The following is a 13,430-nucleotide window of genomic DNA, read 5'->3' as shown; positions in this document are numbered from 1 at the left end:
CTCCCTTGAGCGTCAAACAGGCTTACGAAGCGGAACTCGCGGCGCGCGGGTTCAAGAGCGATCCCGCGCAGATGCGGGCCGTCGAGGCGCTCGACCGCTGCGCCACGGAATGGGCGGCCTACAAGTCGCAGCGTTCCAACGCGCTGAAGAAGCTCATCAACCGGCCCGAACTGCCGCGCGGCGTCTACATGTACGGTGGGGTGGGGCGCGGGAAGAGCTTCCTGATGGACCTCTTCTTCAATGCCGTGCCGCTGCGGCGCAAGACGCGCCTGCACTTCCACGAATTCATGCGCGAGGTGCACCGCGAGCTGCGCGAGCTGCAGGGCACCGTCAACCCGCTCGACGAGCTGGGCCTGCGCATCTCGAAGCGCTACAAGCTGATCTGCTTCGACGAGTTCCACGTCGCCGACATCACCGACGCGATGATCCTGCATCGCCTGCTGGTGGCGCTGTTCGAGAACGGCGTGGGCTTCGTCACCACTTCCAATTTCAAGCCCGACGACCTCTATCCCGGCGGGCTGCACCGCGACCGCATCCTGCCCGCCATCGAGCTGCTGAACCAGAAGCTCGAGGTGCTCAGCGTGGACAACGGCACCGACTACCGGCGCCGCACCATGGAGCAGCTGCGCATGTATCTCACGCCGAACGACGGCGAGACCGAGAAGGAGATGCGCAAGGCCTTCGAGAAGCTGGCCGAGACCGCCGACGAGAACCCCGTGCTGCACATCGAGTCGCGCGAGATCCGCGCGCGGCGCAAGGCCGGCGGCGTCGTCTGGTTCGACTTCAAGACGCTGTGCGGCGGGCCACGCTCGCAGAACGACTATCTCGAGATCGCGAGCCAGTTCCACACCGTGCTGCTGTCCGACGTGCCGCACATGCCGGTGCGCATGGCCTCGGAGGCGCGCCGCTTCACCTGGCTGGTCGACGTGCTGTACGACCGCCGCGTCAAGCTCATCATGTCGGCCGAGGTGCCAGCCGAGGCGTTGTACACCGAGGGGCCGCTGGCGCACGAGTTTCCGCGCACGGTCTCGCGGCTCAACGAGATGCAGTCGGCCGAATTCCTCGCGCTGGAACGCCGCATCGTCGACACTCGCCTCACATGAAGAAAACCCTCGTCCTTGCCCTGTGGATGCTGCTGGCCGGCCTGCCCGCCTGGGCCCAGTCCAACGCCGCCGCCGGCGCCGCCGACCTCGAGGCCGAGCGCAGCCGCCTGGCCTCCGAGCGCGCCGCCATCGAGGCGCGCTACCAGGGCGAACGCAAGGCCTGCTACGCCAAGTTCGCGGTCGAGGACTGCCTGCGCGACAGCCGCGCGCGCCGTCGTACCGAGACCGACCACATCAAGCGCCAGGAATCCTCGATCAACGACATCGAGCGCCAGCGCCGCGGCGCCGCCGAGCTGCGCAAGCTCGACGAGAAGAAGGCCACCGAGCGCCCGCAGGACTCCGCGCAGCAGCGCGAGCAGTCGATGCAGAACCAGCGCGAGCGCGAACAGCGTGCGGCCGACCATGCGCAGGGCCGTGCCGCGACGGCCGCCGAGGCGCCCGAGCGCCAGCGCCAGTTCGACCAGAAGCAGAGCAACCAGGCAGCCGAGCAGGCCAAGGCCGCGCAGCGCCGGGCCGAGGCGCCCGAACAGGTCCAGCGCTACGAGGAAAAGCAGCGCAAGGCCGAGGAGCACCGCGCCAGCCGCGAGCGGCAGAACGCCAGCCGAACCAAGCCGCGTGGCGCGCCGCTGTCGCCGGCCGAACCGGCCGCGCCGAAGCCCTGAGCGCCGCACGGCGGCCCGCGGGCCGCGGATCTCAGGCCGCCGGCAACGGCTCGAGCTTGAGCACCGCGATCGAGATGTTGTCGCCGGTGCCATGCGCGCGACGACGCGCCTCGCCCACCAGGATCTCTACCGCATCGCGCGGCGGCTGCGCATGCAGCACGCTCGCGAGCTCCTCGGGGGTGAAGTAGTGCCACAGGCCGTCGCTGCAGGCCATCAGCAGGTCGCCGGGCTGCATCCTCGGCACCTGGTCGGGCGCGATCGGCGGTGGTGTCGAGCGCATGCCCAGGCAGCCGAGCAGGATGTTGCCCTGCGGATGCACGTTGGCCTCGGCCTCGGTGATCTCGCCGCGGTCGATCAGCGTCTGCACGTACGAATGATCGCGCGTGCGCTTGATCAGCCGGCCGTCGTGGAAATGGTAGATGCGCGAATCGCCCGCATGGATCCAGGCGCAATCGCCGTTCGGGTTCATGAGAAAGGCCGCCAGCGTGCTGTGCGGTTCCTGCTCGCTCGACACGGCCGTGAGCTTGATCACCGTGTGCGCGTCCTCGAGCAGCTGGCGCAGCAGCGCCTCGGCCTGGTCGCGCGCGGGGTTGTAGCGCGCGAACAGCTGGCGCGCCGTCATCAGCACCTGGTCGGAGGCCTTGCGCCCGCCGCTGCGTCCGCCCATGCCGTCGGCCACCACGGCGAGCACGCAGCCCGGCGTGCGCGGATGCGCGATCAGCAGCACCTGGTCCTGCTGGTAGGGGCGGTCGCCCTTGTGCAGGCCGGTGGCGGCAACGAGTCGAAAGCCTTGGGTCATGAGCGCGAATGCGCCGATGCAGCGCCGCCTGTCTTCTCTGGAGTTCGTGTCACGACGTATTATCGAATGAACACGAGCCCGGGCCGCGCAGAAGATGCGCTCGCTCCTCCCACGTTGGATTCCAATCTCCACTCCCTTTCCCGCCAGCTGATCGAGCTGCGCATCGAGCATGCGGATCTCGATGCGTCCATCGACGGCCTGAGCGAGGTCGTGCCGCAGGACGAGCTGCTGCTGCGCCGCCTCAAGAAGCGCCGCCTCGCGCTGCGCGACCAGATCGTGCGGCTCGAGAACGCGATCGATCCGAAGGAGCCGGCATGAGTGCTGTGGGCCTGGAAGACACGCTCGCATCGAAGGTGCTCGAAGCCTTCTCCGAGGGCGGCGTGCTGTCGCGCGCGGCCGAGCAGTTCCGCGAACGCTCGGGCCAGACCGAGATGGCGATGGCCGTGGCACGCACCATCGAGCAGGGCGGCATGCTGGTGGTCGAGGCCGGCACCGGCGTCGGCAAGACCTTCTCGTACCTGGTGCCCGCGCTGCTGAGCGGCGAGCGCGTGCTGCTCTCGACCGCCACCAAGGCGCTGCAGGACCAGCTGTTCGGCCGCGATCTGCCGCGGCTGGTGGAGGCGCTGGGCCTGCCGGTGCGCACCGCGCTGCTCAAGGGCCGCGGCAGCTACCTCTGCCTGCACCGCCTCGACATGGCGCGCCACGATGCCTCGCTGCCCGAGCGCGGCAGCCTGCGCACGCTGGCGAAGATCGAGCAATGGTCCAAGGCCACGCGCACCGGCGACCTGGCCGAACTGCCGGGGCTCGACGAGCGCTCGCCGCTGATCCCGCTGGTGAGTTCCACGCGCGAGAACTGCCTGGGCGCGCAGTGCCCGCAGTTCAAGCCCTGCCACGTCAACCTCGCGCGGCGCGAGGCGCTGGCGGCCGACGTGGTGGTCATCAACCATCACCTGTTCTTCGCCGATCTCGCGGTGCGCGAGACCGGCATGGCCGAGCTGCTGCCGAGCGTCAGCGTGGTGGTTTTCGACGAGGCGCACCAGCTCAACGAGACCGGCGTGCAGTTCCTCGGCACCAACCTCGGCACCGGGCAGGCACTCGACTTCGCGCGCGACGTGCTCGCGGCCGGCCTCACGCATGCGCGCGGCCTGGTCGACTGGCAAGGCATCGTGGCCGGGCTCGAGCGCGCGGCGCGCGAGCTGCGGCTGGCGGTGGGCAAGCAGTGGCCGGGCGCGAAGCTGCGCTGGGCCGGGCCTTCGCCCGAGGGCATCGGCGAGCACGAATGGCAGGGCGCGCTCGACACGCTGCAGATCGCCTTCGAGGAAGCGGCCGAAGGGCTCGACACCGTGAGCGAGCTGTCGCCCGATTTCGTGCGGCTGCTCGAGCGCGCGCGCGAGCTCGCGAAGCGCGCCGCCAAGTTCGCGCGCGCCTGCGCGCCGGAGTCGGTGCGCTGGGTCGACGTGGGCACGCAGCTGCGGCTGGTGGAGTCGCCGCTCGACATCGCGGAGGCCATGCGCACGCGCGTGCTCAAGATCGCCAAGCCGCGCGACGACGAGGCGCCGGCGCCCGGCGCTCGCGAGGCCGTCGACGACTACGAGGCCTGGCTCGATGCGCAGGGCGGCGGCGATGACGACGACGAGGAGCCGTCGCGCGCGCACGAGCCCGAGCCAGCGGCCGCCGAGCGCCGCCGCCGCGCCTGGGTCTTCACCTCCGCCACGCTGGGCGACGATCCCACGCTGCGCTGGTTCACCGAACCTTGCGGCCTCGAGGACGCGGAGGTGCTGCGCGTGCGCAGTCCCTTCGACTACGCCGCGCAGGCCGCGCTCTACGTGCCGCGCGCCTTCCCCAAGCCCAACGAGCCCTCGCACAGCCTGCGCGTGGCGCAACTGGCCGCGCGCGGCGCCGGCGCGCTCGGCGGCCGCACGCTGGTGCTGACCACCACGCTGCGCGCGCTGCGCACCGTGGGCGACGAGATCCGCCAGCAGATCGAGCGCCTGGGCATCGAGCGGCGGCCCGAGGTGCTGGTGCAGGGCGAACTGCCCAAGCGGGTGCTGATGGACCGCTTCCGCGAGGGCGACACGATGGGCCGCCCCGGCTGCGTGCTGGTGGCCTCGGCCTCGTTCTGGGAGGGTTTCGACGCCCCCGGCGATGCCTTGCAGCTGGTGGTGATCGACAAGCTGCCGTTCCCGCCGCCCAACGATCCGCTGGTCGAGGCGCGCTCGCAGCGGCTCGAGGCGCAGGGCCGCAGCTCGTTCGGCGACTACTCGCTGCCCGAGGCCGCGGTGGCGCTCAAGCAGGGGGCGGGGCGGTTGATCCGGCGCGAGACCGACAGCGGCGTGCTGGTGATCTGCGACACGCGCCTGGTCGCGATGGGCTATGGCCGGCGCCTGCTCGGTGCGCTGCCGCCGATGCGGCGGCTCGAGACCGAGGCCGATCTCGACGCGGCGATCGCGGACCTGAGCGTGCCGGTGCAGGACTGACGCGCGCGCAATGAAAAAGCCCGAGGGCTCGCGCCATCGGGCTTGGGTGCGGGGTCAGCCGAGATGGCTGGCCGTTGCGATCACCACATCTTCCACCAGGGATCGTCCTTGGTCTTGAAGCCCTGGGTCAGGTAGGTGCTCTGCGGGTAGTTGGAGGTCAGCACGCGCTGCGCGTCGTCGCGCAGGTCGTTCATGCCGAGCGCGTCGTACGAGCGCACGATGATGTAGAGCGCTTCCTCGACGGCGGGCACTTCGCGGTAGTCGGCGATCGCGCTCTGGGCGCGGTTGATGGCCGCCAGGTAGGCGCCGCGCGAGTAGTAGTAGCGCGCCACGTGAACCTCGTACTGGGCGAGCGAGTTCACGATGTAGTTCATGCGCTGGCGCGCATCGGGCGTGTAGCGCGACTCGGGGAAGCGGGTGACCAGCTCCTTGAACGATTCGAACGACTCCTTGGCCGCCTTCTGGTCGCGCTCCGACAGGTCCTGGCGCGTGAGGAACGCGAACATGCCGAGGTCGTCGTTGAAGTTGATCACGCCCTTGAGGTACAGCGCGTAGTCGAGCGCGGGGCTGGCGGGGTGCAGTTTCAGGAAGCGGTCGATGGTGGAGACCGCGGCGGCCTTGTCGCCGCCCTTGTACTGGGCGTAGGCCTTCTCGAGCTGGGCCTGCTGCGCCAGCGGCGTGCCGGCGGCGCGGCCCTCGAGCTTCTCGTACAGCGGCACGGCCTTGTCGTAGGCGCCGGAACCGGCTTCGTCCTTGGCTTCCGCGTAGATCCGGTTGGGGCTCCAGGTCGCGGTCTTGTCGTCCTTGGTGCTCGAACAGCCGGCGAGCAGCGCGAGGGCGCTGAGCGCCATCCAGGCTGGGACCGATAATTTGGCGCGAATCATCACATGCGGCTTTCGTGAAACAGTTGCCCTCAATTATATCGACCGACCCCCGCGACAACTCCCCGGAGGCGGCCGAGCTCGACGAGGGCGCCGATCCGTCCGAAGCCAGCGAGTGGCGGGATTTCGTCGTCGACCCCGCGCAGCACGGACTGCGGCTGGATCGCGCGCTGGCCGCGTTGGTTCCCGAGTTCTCGCGCAGCTACCTGCAGCAGCTCATCGAGGCCGGCGCCGTCGAGCTGCAGGGCCGCGCCGCCACCAAGGCCTCGGCGGCCGTGCGGGCCGGGCAGGCGGGGCGCATCGAACTGCGCCCCACGCCGCAGAGCCAGGCCTTCCGGCCCGAGCCGATGGAGATCGTCACCGTCTACGAGGACGAGCACCTGCGCGTGATCGACAAGCCGGCCGGCCTGGTCGTGCATCCCGCCCCGGGCCACTGGAGCGGCACGCTGCTCAACGGCCTGCTCGCGCTCGATCCCAAGGCGCTGCTGCTGCCGCGCGCGGGCATCGTGCACCGCCTCGACCGCGACACCAGCGGGCTGATGATGGTCGCGCGCACCCGCGCCGCCATGGACGCGCTGGTGGCGCTGATCGCCGCGCGCGAGGTCAAGCGCCAGTACCTGGCGCTGGGCCACAAGCCCTGGACCGGCCCGGCCGCGCGCCAGGTCGACGCGGCCATCGGCCGCGACCCGCGCAACCGGCTGCGCATGGCGGTGGTCGACCTGCAGCAGCACGCCGGCAAGACCGCCCGCACCCTGATCGAGCGCCTGGACAGCGAGGAGCGCGGCTGCGTGGTGCGCTGCACCCTCGAGACCGGCCGCACGCACCAGATCCGCGTGCACATGGCGTCGATCGGCCATCCGCTGGTGGGCGACACGCTCTATGGCGGCACGCCCGCCGCGGGCCTCGCGCGGCAGGCGCTGCACGCGTTCCGGCTGGCCTTCGTCCATCCGGTCACGCAGGCCCCGATCGCGCTGCATTCGCCCGTGCCGGCCGATCTCGCCGAGGCCTTGCGGGCCTGGGGGCTGGACTACAATCGCGCCTGACGGCCTCCAGGGCCGCCGCGCCGGCCGCTTGGTGCCGGCCCCGCGTTGCACTCGCCGCGTGCCGGCAACGCCTCCTTCCATCCTTCTGAACAAAAAAAGCGTCCCCCAAGACGCCTTTTCCCGGACAACGCGAACCATGAATACGGCGGATGCCAAGCGCATTCTCGAAACCGCCTTGATCTGTTCGAGCCAGCCGCTGCCGGTGCGCGAATTGCGCGTGCTGTTCGACGACGAACTGGGCGTGGACACGATCAAGTCGCTGCTCCTCGAGCTGCAGGAAGACTGGACGCAACGCGGCCTCGAGCTGGTCAGCGTGGGTAGTGGCTGGCGCTTCCAGAGCCGGCCCGAGATGCGCGACCACCTCGACCGCCTGCACCCCGAGAAACCGCCGCGCTACACCCGCGCGGCGCTCGAGACCCTGGCCATCATTGCCTACCGCCAGCCGGTCACGCGCGGCGACATGGAAGACATCCGCGGCGTCACCATCAACTCGCTGATCCTCAAGCAGCTCGAGGACCGCAACTGGGTCGAGGTGATCGGCCACCGCGAGACGGTGGGCCGCCCGGCGCTGTACGCGACCACGCGCCAGTTCCTCGACGACCTCGGCCTGGCCTCGCTGGACCAGCTCCCGGTGATCGAGACGCCGGCGCAGCAGGCGGCGCTGGTCGACTCGCTCGAGCGCGCGGGCGGCGGCGACCAGCCGGCGCTGCCGATCGACGAGCCGGCCGCCGAGGACGCCGCGGTTGCCGTGGCGGTGGAAGAGGCGCAGACTGTGCCCACCACCCCGGCAGAAGAACAACAGCCCGAAGTCCGGCAGGCGGTCGCGGACGAAGCGTCGCCCGGCATGGCTCCCGAGCCGGGCGATGCCGTCCCCCTCGACGAACGAGGCGAGGACGCCGAACCGCCAGCCCCCACGGAAGCCCAGGCTCCCGCCGATACCGAACCCACCGAAGAACCCCGCATCGATCCCGACGCTCCGTCGCCGGACGCGACCGATCCTGACGCAGTCCTCCCCGGAAAGACCTCATGAGCTCATCCGATCCCGACGAAGCGGCGATCCTGCCGATCGACCCCTTGTCCAATGAAAACACGCCGGAAACGACCGGCCAGTCCGCGGGTGATGCTGCGAAAACCGTAGCGACGGCGGAGGAGGGCGCGGCACCGAAGCGGCGTCCGCGGCGCAAGAAGGAGGCCGTGGAGGCCACCGAGGCGCCGGCCGTGGCCGAGCCTGAAGCGCCCGTGGCGGCCGCCGAGAGCGCCGAGGAGCCGCCCAAGCCCGCCAAGCCGAAGCGTCCGCGCAAGCCGAAGGCCGTGGCCGAGGCGCCCGCGGCCGAATCCGAGCCGCCCGCGCTCGAAGCGGCACCCGAGCCCGTCGTGGCGCCGGCGCCCGAGCCGGAACCCGAGCCCGCGCCCGCTCGTGCCGAGCCGGTGCGTGCCCAGTCGCGCGACGAGGAAGACTCGGACGACCGCTCCGACGACGACGAAGACGAGGAAGACCCCGACGACGAGGAGGACGACCTCGATCGCGCCCGCCGCGCTGCCGAGCGCGAGCAGCGCAACGCGCCGCCGCCCGAGCCGATCCGCTTCGCCGACGTGATCTCGGGCCAGTTCGACGCCGACGAGGACAGCCCCGAGGTGCCGCCGCTCAAGCGCGTGCTGCTGCCCGAGGCCGATTCGCCCAAGCTGCACAAGGTGCTCGCGCAGGCCGGGCTCGGCTCGCGCCTGGAGATGGAGCAACTGATCCTGCAGGGCCGCATCTCGGTCAACAACGAACCGGCCCACATCGGCCAGCGCATCCAGTACGGCGACCAGGTCAAGATCAACGGCAAGCCGATCCGCTACCGGATCGCGCCGCCGCCGCCGCGCGTGATCGCCTATCACAAGCCCGTGGGCGAGGTCGTCACGCACGACGACCCGCAGAACCGCCCGACCGTGTTCCGCAAGCTGCCGCGCCTGCACCAGGGCAAGTGGCAGTCGGTCGGCCGGCTCGACCTGAACACCGAAGGCCTGCTGCTGTTCAGCAGCTCGGGCGACCTGGCCAATCAGCTGATGCATCCGCGTTTCGGCCTGGAGCGCGAGTACGCGGTGCGCGTGCTCGGCGCGCTCAGCGCCGAGGAACGCCAGAAGCTGCTCGACGGCGTGCGCCTCGACGATGGCATGGCGCAGTTCGGCACCATCGAGGACGGCGGCGGCGAAGGCTCCAACTGCTGGTACCGCGTCACCATCTCCGAAGGCCGCAACCGCGAGGTGCGCCGGCTGTTCGAGTCGGTGGGCCATGCGGTCAGCCGGCTGATCCGCATCCGCTACGGCGCGATGGTGCTGCCGCGCGGCCTCAAGCGCGGCGCCTGGATGGAGCTCGACGAGCGCGACATCCGCGCGCTGTTCCAGGCCTCGGGCGGCGCGCCCGCGCGGCCGGGCCCGCAGCAGCAACGCGGCCAGGGCCAGGACGGCGGCGGTGGTCGCAACGGGCGCAACAAGAAGCGCCGCGGCGGCCGCAACGGTGGCGGTGCCCAGGCGCGCGACGACGGTCCGATCCCGAGCCCGATGGGCGAGGCGCGAGCGCCGCGCGGCCCGCGCAACAACCGCGGCCCGGGCGGCGGCAACGGCGGTCCGCCGCAGCAACAGCAGGGCCGGCGCAACAACAACGGCGGCAATCGCAACCGGCAGGGCGGCGACGACCGTCCGCCGAGCGGCGCCAACCAGCCCGATCCGATGAAGACCTCGCTCGGCTACATCGGCGCCGACAGCTTCACGCGGCAGCGCAAGGAACAACGCCAGGGCGGTTCCGGCCGCCGCGGCGGCGGGGGCGGCGGGGGCGGCGGCGGCGGTGGTTTCGGCGGGCAGGGCGGCGGCGGTGGCCGGCGCCGCGGACGCTGAACAAAAACAGCCGCGCCCGCGCGGCCTTTCGCGGGGTTTTCACCAAGGTGGTGAATCCCGCCGGTTAAAATCGCGGGCTTTGTCGGGATACGGCGCAACAATATCGTTGCAGTTGTGACAAAAAACTTCAGAATCAAGCAAGCTCAGAAAGCACTTCCATGGCTATCGAACGTACCCTCTCCATCATCAAGCCCGACGCCGTCGCCAAGAACGTCATCGGCAAGATCGTTTCCCGCTTCGAGGCCGCCGGCCTGAAGATCGTGGCCGCCAAGCTGGTCCACCTCTCGCGCAACGAAGCCGAGCAGTTCTACGCCGTGCACAAGGAGCGTCCCTTCTTCAAGGACCTGGTCGAGTTCATGATCTCGGGCCCGGTGTTCGTGCAAGTGCTCGAAGGCGAGAACGCGATCGCCAAGAACCGTGACCTCATGGGCGCCACCGACCCGAAGAAGGCCGCCGCCGGCACCATCCGCGCCGACTTCGCCGACAGCATCGACGCCAACGCCGTGCACGGTTCGGACGCTCCCGAAACCGCCGCCAACGAAGTGGCGTTCTTCTTCGCCGGCCTCAACGTCTACGCACGCTGAAGCCGTATCTCGACCGAATCCATGACCACGGCCAACCTGCTCGATTTCGATCTCGAGGGGTTGGCTGCGTTCTGCGAAAAACTCGGCGAGAAGAAATTCCGCGCCACGCAGCTGTTCCGCTGGATCCACCAGCGTGGCGCCAGCGACTTCTCCCAGATGACCGATCTGGCCAAGTCGCTGCGCGAGAAGCTCGCGACGACCGCGCGCGTCGAGGCGCTGCCGGTCATCACCCAGCACGAATCCAAGGACGGCACGATCAAGTGGCTGTTCGACGTCGGTGACGGCAATGCCGTCGAAGCCGTCTTCATTCCCGAGGACGACCGCGGCACGCTGTGCGTGTCGTCCCAGGCCGGCTGCGCGGTCGGCTGCCGCTTCTGCTCGACCGGCCACCAGGGCTTCAGCCGCAACCTGAGCACGGGCGAGATCGTCGCCCAGCTGTGGTTCGCCGAGCACTTCCTGCGCAAGCACCTGAAGCGCGACGAGCGCGTCATCTCCAACGTGGTGATGATGGGCATGGGCGAGCCGCTGCAGAACTATTCGGCGCTGGTGCCCGCGCTGCGCACCATGCTCGACGACAACGGCTACGGCCTCTCGCGCCGCCGCGTCACGGTCTCGACCTCGGGCGTGGTGCCGATGATCGACCGCCTGGGCGCCGACTGCCCGGTGGCGCTCGCCGTCTCGCTGCACGCTCCCAACGATCCGCTGCGCGACGACCTGGTGCCGCTGAACCGCAAGTACCCGATCGCCGAGCTGCTCGAGGCCTGCAAGCGCTACCTCGCGCACGCGCCGCGCGACTTCATCACCTTCGAGTACTGCATGCTCGACGGCGTCAACGACCAGCCCGAACATGCGCGCCAGCTCATCGAGCTGGTGCGCACGCACGGCGTGTCGTGCAAGTTCAACCTGATCCCGTTCAACCCGTTCCCAGCCTCGGGCCTGCTGCGCTCGCCGCAGCCGCGCGTGCTGGCCTTCGCGAAGATGCTGAGCGAAGCCGGCCTGGTGACCACGGTGCGCAAGACGCGCGGCGACGACATCGACGCCGCCTGCGGCCAACTGGCCGGCGACGTCAAGGACCGCACCCGCGCGGCCGAGCGCATGGCGCAGCGCCGCCTGGCGTCGTCCGCCTCGGGAACGGAGCGAACGGTCGTGTTGCATCCGGTCCGCAAGACCGCCTCCACCGCCTCCCAGGAGCATTGAACCGATGAGCATGGCTTTTCCGACGGCGAGCGCCGGGCTGCAACGCGTGCTGGCCGCCAGTGTCGCGGGCATCGCGGCGCTGCTGCTCTCGGGGTGCGTGAACACCCGCACCACGACCACCAGCCTCGATTCGGCCAGTTCGCCCTCGGGCGCCCAGCTCGTCACCGAGTCGGACGAGTCGAATGCGCGCCGTCGCGCCCGCCTGCGCATGGAGCTCGCGGCCGGCTATTTCGAGCATGGCCAGAACACCGTGGCGCTCGACGAGATCAAGCAGGCGCTCAACGCCGATCCCAACTACGCCGATGCCTTCGCGCTGCGCGGGCTGGTCTACATGCGCATGGAAGACGCCGGCCTGGCCGAGGACAGCTTCCGCCGCGCGCTGGCGCTCAATCCACGCGACGGCAACACGCGCCACAACTACGGCTGGCTGCTGTGCCAGCAGAACCGCTACCGCGACGCGGCCCAGCAATTCACCGAGGCGCTGGCCACGCCGGCCTATGCCGAACGCGCCAAGACGCTGATGACGCAGGGCCTGTGCGAGATGCGCGCGGGCCAGCCCGTCGAGGCCGAGCGCTCGCTGCAGGCGGCCTACGAGATCGATGCCGGCAATCCGGTGGTCGGCTTCAACCTCGCCTCGCTGCTCGCGAAGCGCGGGGAATGGTCGCGCGCGCAGTTCTACGTGCGCCGCGTCAACAACGGTCCCTCGGCCAACGCCGAAACCCTGTGGCTGGGGATCAAGATCGAGCGCAGTCTCAACAACCGCGAGGCGGTCGCGCAGCTGGGCGGGCAGCTGCAGCGCCGCTTCCCGCAGTCGCGCGAAGCTTCGGCGTTCGAGCGCGGGAATTTCAATGACTGAACGGGTTTCCGAATTCGGCACTTCCGCGGTGGTCCCGCTCGAGGAAGCCGACAACAGCGACAAGTCCGCCGGCACCATGCTGCGCGAGGCACGCGAGGCGCACGGCCTGCACATCGAGATGGTCGCGGCCGCGCTCAAGGTGTCGGCGCAGAAGCTGCTGGCGCTCGAGGCCGACGACATCGCCGCCTTGCCCGATCCGGTGTTCGCGCGCGCGCTGGCCAGCAGCGTCTGCCGCGCGCTGCGCGTCGATCCGGCGCCGGTGCTCGCCAAGCTGCCGGGTGCGCCCAAGGCCGCGGTGGCGATGGCCGACCGCAATTTGAAGACCCACATCGTCTCGGGCACCTCGCGCTGGGGCAGCGGCCGTTCGGCCGGGCTGCCGTCGCGCGCGCTGCTGACCGTGGTCGCGTTGCTGCTGGTCGGCGCGGCCGCGATCTTCTGGCTGCCGCAGTCGGTGTTCGACCGCATCGGTGCCACGGTGTCGCGCATCACGGCGCGCGGCGCGGCCGAAATCGGCCCCAACGCCGGAGAGCCTCCCGCGGCCAGCGGCGGCACGCCGGGCGTCGCGACCGAGAACGTGCCGGTTCCGGCCGCGGCGGTCGGCGCCGTCCCGCCCGCGGTCGTGCCGGCTCCCGCGGCGCCGGTCGCGGCAGCGCCCGCGGCCACGCCGCCGGCGGCGGCCGCATCCGCCGCCGCGGCGAGCGGCCAGGCGCTGGTCTTCGTGGCACGCGAGGAATGCTGGATCACCGTGACCGACGCGGCGGGCAAGCAGTTGCTGCGGCGCAGCCTGCTGGCCGGCGAGACGGTCGGGCTGTCGGGGGCGCTGCCGCTCTCGGTGGTGGTCGGGCGCGCGTCGAGCGTCGACGTGCAGGTGCTCGGCAAGCCCTTCGATCTCAAACCCTTCACGCGCAACGGCGGCGTTGCGCGCTTCGAGGTGAAATCGTGAGCGAACCC

13 protein-coding genes are annotated in these 13,430 nt (G+C 70.5%); 11 read left to right on the top strand and 2 right to left on the bottom strand.

From position 1 onward, the window contains the following. Window positions 1–5: 5 nt before the first annotated feature. Together zapE and KV106_RS15210 are read left to right on the top strand one after the other, a co-directional pair. Window positions 6–1,103, top strand: a complete 1,098-nt coding sequence (zapE, locus tag KV106_RS15215) for a cell division protein ZapE (RefSeq protein WP_057597455.1) — start codon at window positions 6–8, stop codon at window positions 1,101–1,103. Next, entirely contained in the window at window positions 1,100–1,765 is a 666-nt protein-coding gene (locus KV106_RS15210) for a hypothetical protein (protein ID WP_261210921.1), read from the top strand. The genes zapE and KV106_RS15210 overlap by 4 nt, the downstream gene beginning before the upstream one ends. 31 nt (window positions 1,766–1,796) lie before the next feature. Here the strand turns inward: KV106_RS15210 and KV106_RS15205 are convergent, their stop codons facing one another. Beyond that, entirely contained in the window at window positions 1,797–2,564 is a 768-nt protein-coding gene (locus KV106_RS15205; protein ID WP_261210920.1) for a PP2C family protein-serine/threonine phosphatase, read from the bottom strand. A gap of 114 nt (window positions 2,565–2,678) precedes the next feature. Here KV106_RS15205 and KV106_RS15200 point away from each other — a divergent pair, with 114 nt between their 5' ends. Both KV106_RS15200 and KV106_RS15195 read left to right on the top strand, forming a co-directional pair. Continuing rightward, complete coding sequence (locus tag KV106_RS15200; RefSeq protein WP_057597458.1) at window positions 2,679–2,882, top strand: YdcH family protein; 204 nt, start codon at window positions 2,679–2,681, stop codon at window positions 2,880–2,882. Next, window positions 2,879–5,041 (top strand): ATP-dependent DNA helicase, encoded by a 2,163-nt coding sequence (locus KV106_RS15195; protein ID WP_261210919.1) that lies wholly within the window; start codon window positions 2,879–2,881, stop codon window positions 5,039–5,041. The genes KV106_RS15200 and KV106_RS15195 overlap by 4 nt, the downstream gene beginning before the upstream one ends. 80 nt (window positions 5,042–5,121) lie before the next feature. Here KV106_RS15195 and KV106_RS15190 read toward each other — a convergent pair whose 3' ends face one another. Next, complete coding sequence (locus tag KV106_RS15190) at window positions 5,122–5,925, bottom strand: outer membrane protein assembly factor BamD (protein ID WP_057597452.1); 804 nt, start codon at window positions 5,923–5,925, stop codon at window positions 5,122–5,124. Between the two features lie 14 nt (window positions 5,926–5,939). Between KV106_RS15190 and KV106_RS15185 the strand changes: the two genes are divergently transcribed. The 7 genes from KV106_RS15185 (at window position 5,940) to KV106_RS15155 (ending at window position 13,422) form a co-directional block, all read left to right on the top strand. Continuing rightward, window positions 5,940–6,965: an RluA family pseudouridine synthase gene (locus KV106_RS15185; RefSeq protein ID WP_057597451.1), complete on the top strand. Its 1,026-nt coding sequence runs from the start codon at window positions 5,940–5,942 to the stop codon at window positions 6,963–6,965. Between the two features lie 136 nt (window positions 6,966–7,101). Beyond that, a complete protein-coding gene (gene scpB, locus KV106_RS15180) occupies window positions 7,102–7,995 on the top strand; it encodes an SMC-Scp complex subunit ScpB (RefSeq protein WP_261210918.1) in 894 nt (297 codons plus the stop codon). After that, window positions 7,992–9,842 (top strand): pseudouridine synthase, encoded by a 1,851-nt coding sequence (locus KV106_RS15175; RefSeq protein WP_261210917.1) that lies wholly within the window; start codon window positions 7,992–7,994, stop codon window positions 9,840–9,842. The genes scpB and KV106_RS15175 overlap by 4 nt, the downstream gene beginning before the upstream one ends. Window positions 9,843–10,000: 158 nt before the next feature. Continuing rightward, window positions 10,001–10,426 (top strand): nucleoside-diphosphate kinase, encoded by a 426-nt coding sequence (gene ndk, locus KV106_RS15170; protein ID WP_019653122.1) that lies wholly within the window; start codon window positions 10,001–10,003, stop codon window positions 10,424–10,426. A 21-nt stretch (window positions 10,427–10,447) separates the two neighbouring features. Continuing rightward, complete coding sequence (gene rlmN, locus KV106_RS15165; RefSeq protein WP_057594713.1) at window positions 10,448–11,623, top strand: dual-specificity RNA methyltransferase RlmN; 1,176 nt, start codon at window positions 10,448–10,450, stop codon at window positions 11,621–11,623. 4 nt (window positions 11,624–11,627) lie between these two features. Continuing rightward, window positions 11,628–12,479, top strand: coding sequence for a type IV pilus biogenesis/stability protein PilW (gene pilW, locus KV106_RS15160; protein ID WP_261210916.1), 852 nt, complete (start codon window positions 11,628–11,630; stop codon window positions 12,477–12,479). Then, entirely contained in the window at window positions 12,472–13,422 is a 951-nt protein-coding gene (locus KV106_RS15155) for a helix-turn-helix domain-containing protein (protein ID WP_261210915.1), read from the top strand. The genes pilW and KV106_RS15155 overlap by 8 nt, the downstream gene beginning before the upstream one ends. Window positions 13,423–13,430: the final 8 nt, after the last annotated feature.

Source organism: Variovorax endophyticus (assembly GCF_025376855.1).
GTDB lineage: Bacteria > Pseudomonadota > Gammaproteobacteria > Burkholderiales > Burkholderiaceae_C > Variovorax.
This window is presented reverse-complemented; position numbering and strand designations above follow the sequence as displayed.

Bases quoted from the DNA above. Each gene is read 5' to 3' on its own strand.
- KV106_RS15210 (WP_261210921.1), top strand. From the start codon at position 1,100: ATGAAGAAAACCCTCGTCCTTGCCCTGTGGATGCTGCTGGCCGGCCTG.
- KV106_RS15205 (WP_261210920.1), bottom strand. From the start codon at position 2,564: ATGACCCAAGGCTTTCGACTCGTTGCCGCCACCGGCCTGCACAAGGGC.
- KV106_RS15195 (WP_261210919.1), top strand. From the start codon at position 2,879: ATGAGTGCTGTGGGCCTGGAAGACACGCTCGCATCGAAGGTGCTCGAA.
- KV106_RS15190 (WP_057597452.1), bottom strand. From the start codon at position 5,925: ATGATTCGCGCCAAATTATCGGTCCCAGCCTGGATGGCGCTCAGCGCC.
- scpB (WP_261210918.1), top strand. From the start codon at position 7,102: ATGAATACGGCGGATGCCAAGCGCATTCTCGAAACCGCCTTGATCTGT.
- KV106_RS15175 (WP_261210917.1), top strand. From the start codon at position 7,992: ATGAGCTCATCCGATCCCGACGAAGCGGCGATCCTGCCGATCGACCCC.
- ndk (WP_019653122.1), top strand. From the start codon at position 10,001: ATGGCTATCGAACGTACCCTCTCCATCATCAAGCCCGACGCCGTCGCC.
- rlmN (WP_057594713.1), top strand. From the start codon at position 10,448: ATGACCACGGCCAACCTGCTCGATTTCGATCTCGAGGGGTTGGCTGCG.
- pilW (WP_261210916.1), top strand. From the start codon at position 11,628: ATGAGCATGGCTTTTCCGACGGCGAGCGCCGGGCTGCAACGCGTGCTG.
- KV106_RS15155 (WP_261210915.1), top strand. From the start codon at position 12,472: ATGACTGAACGGGTTTCCGAATTCGGCACTTCCGCGGTGGTCCCGCTC.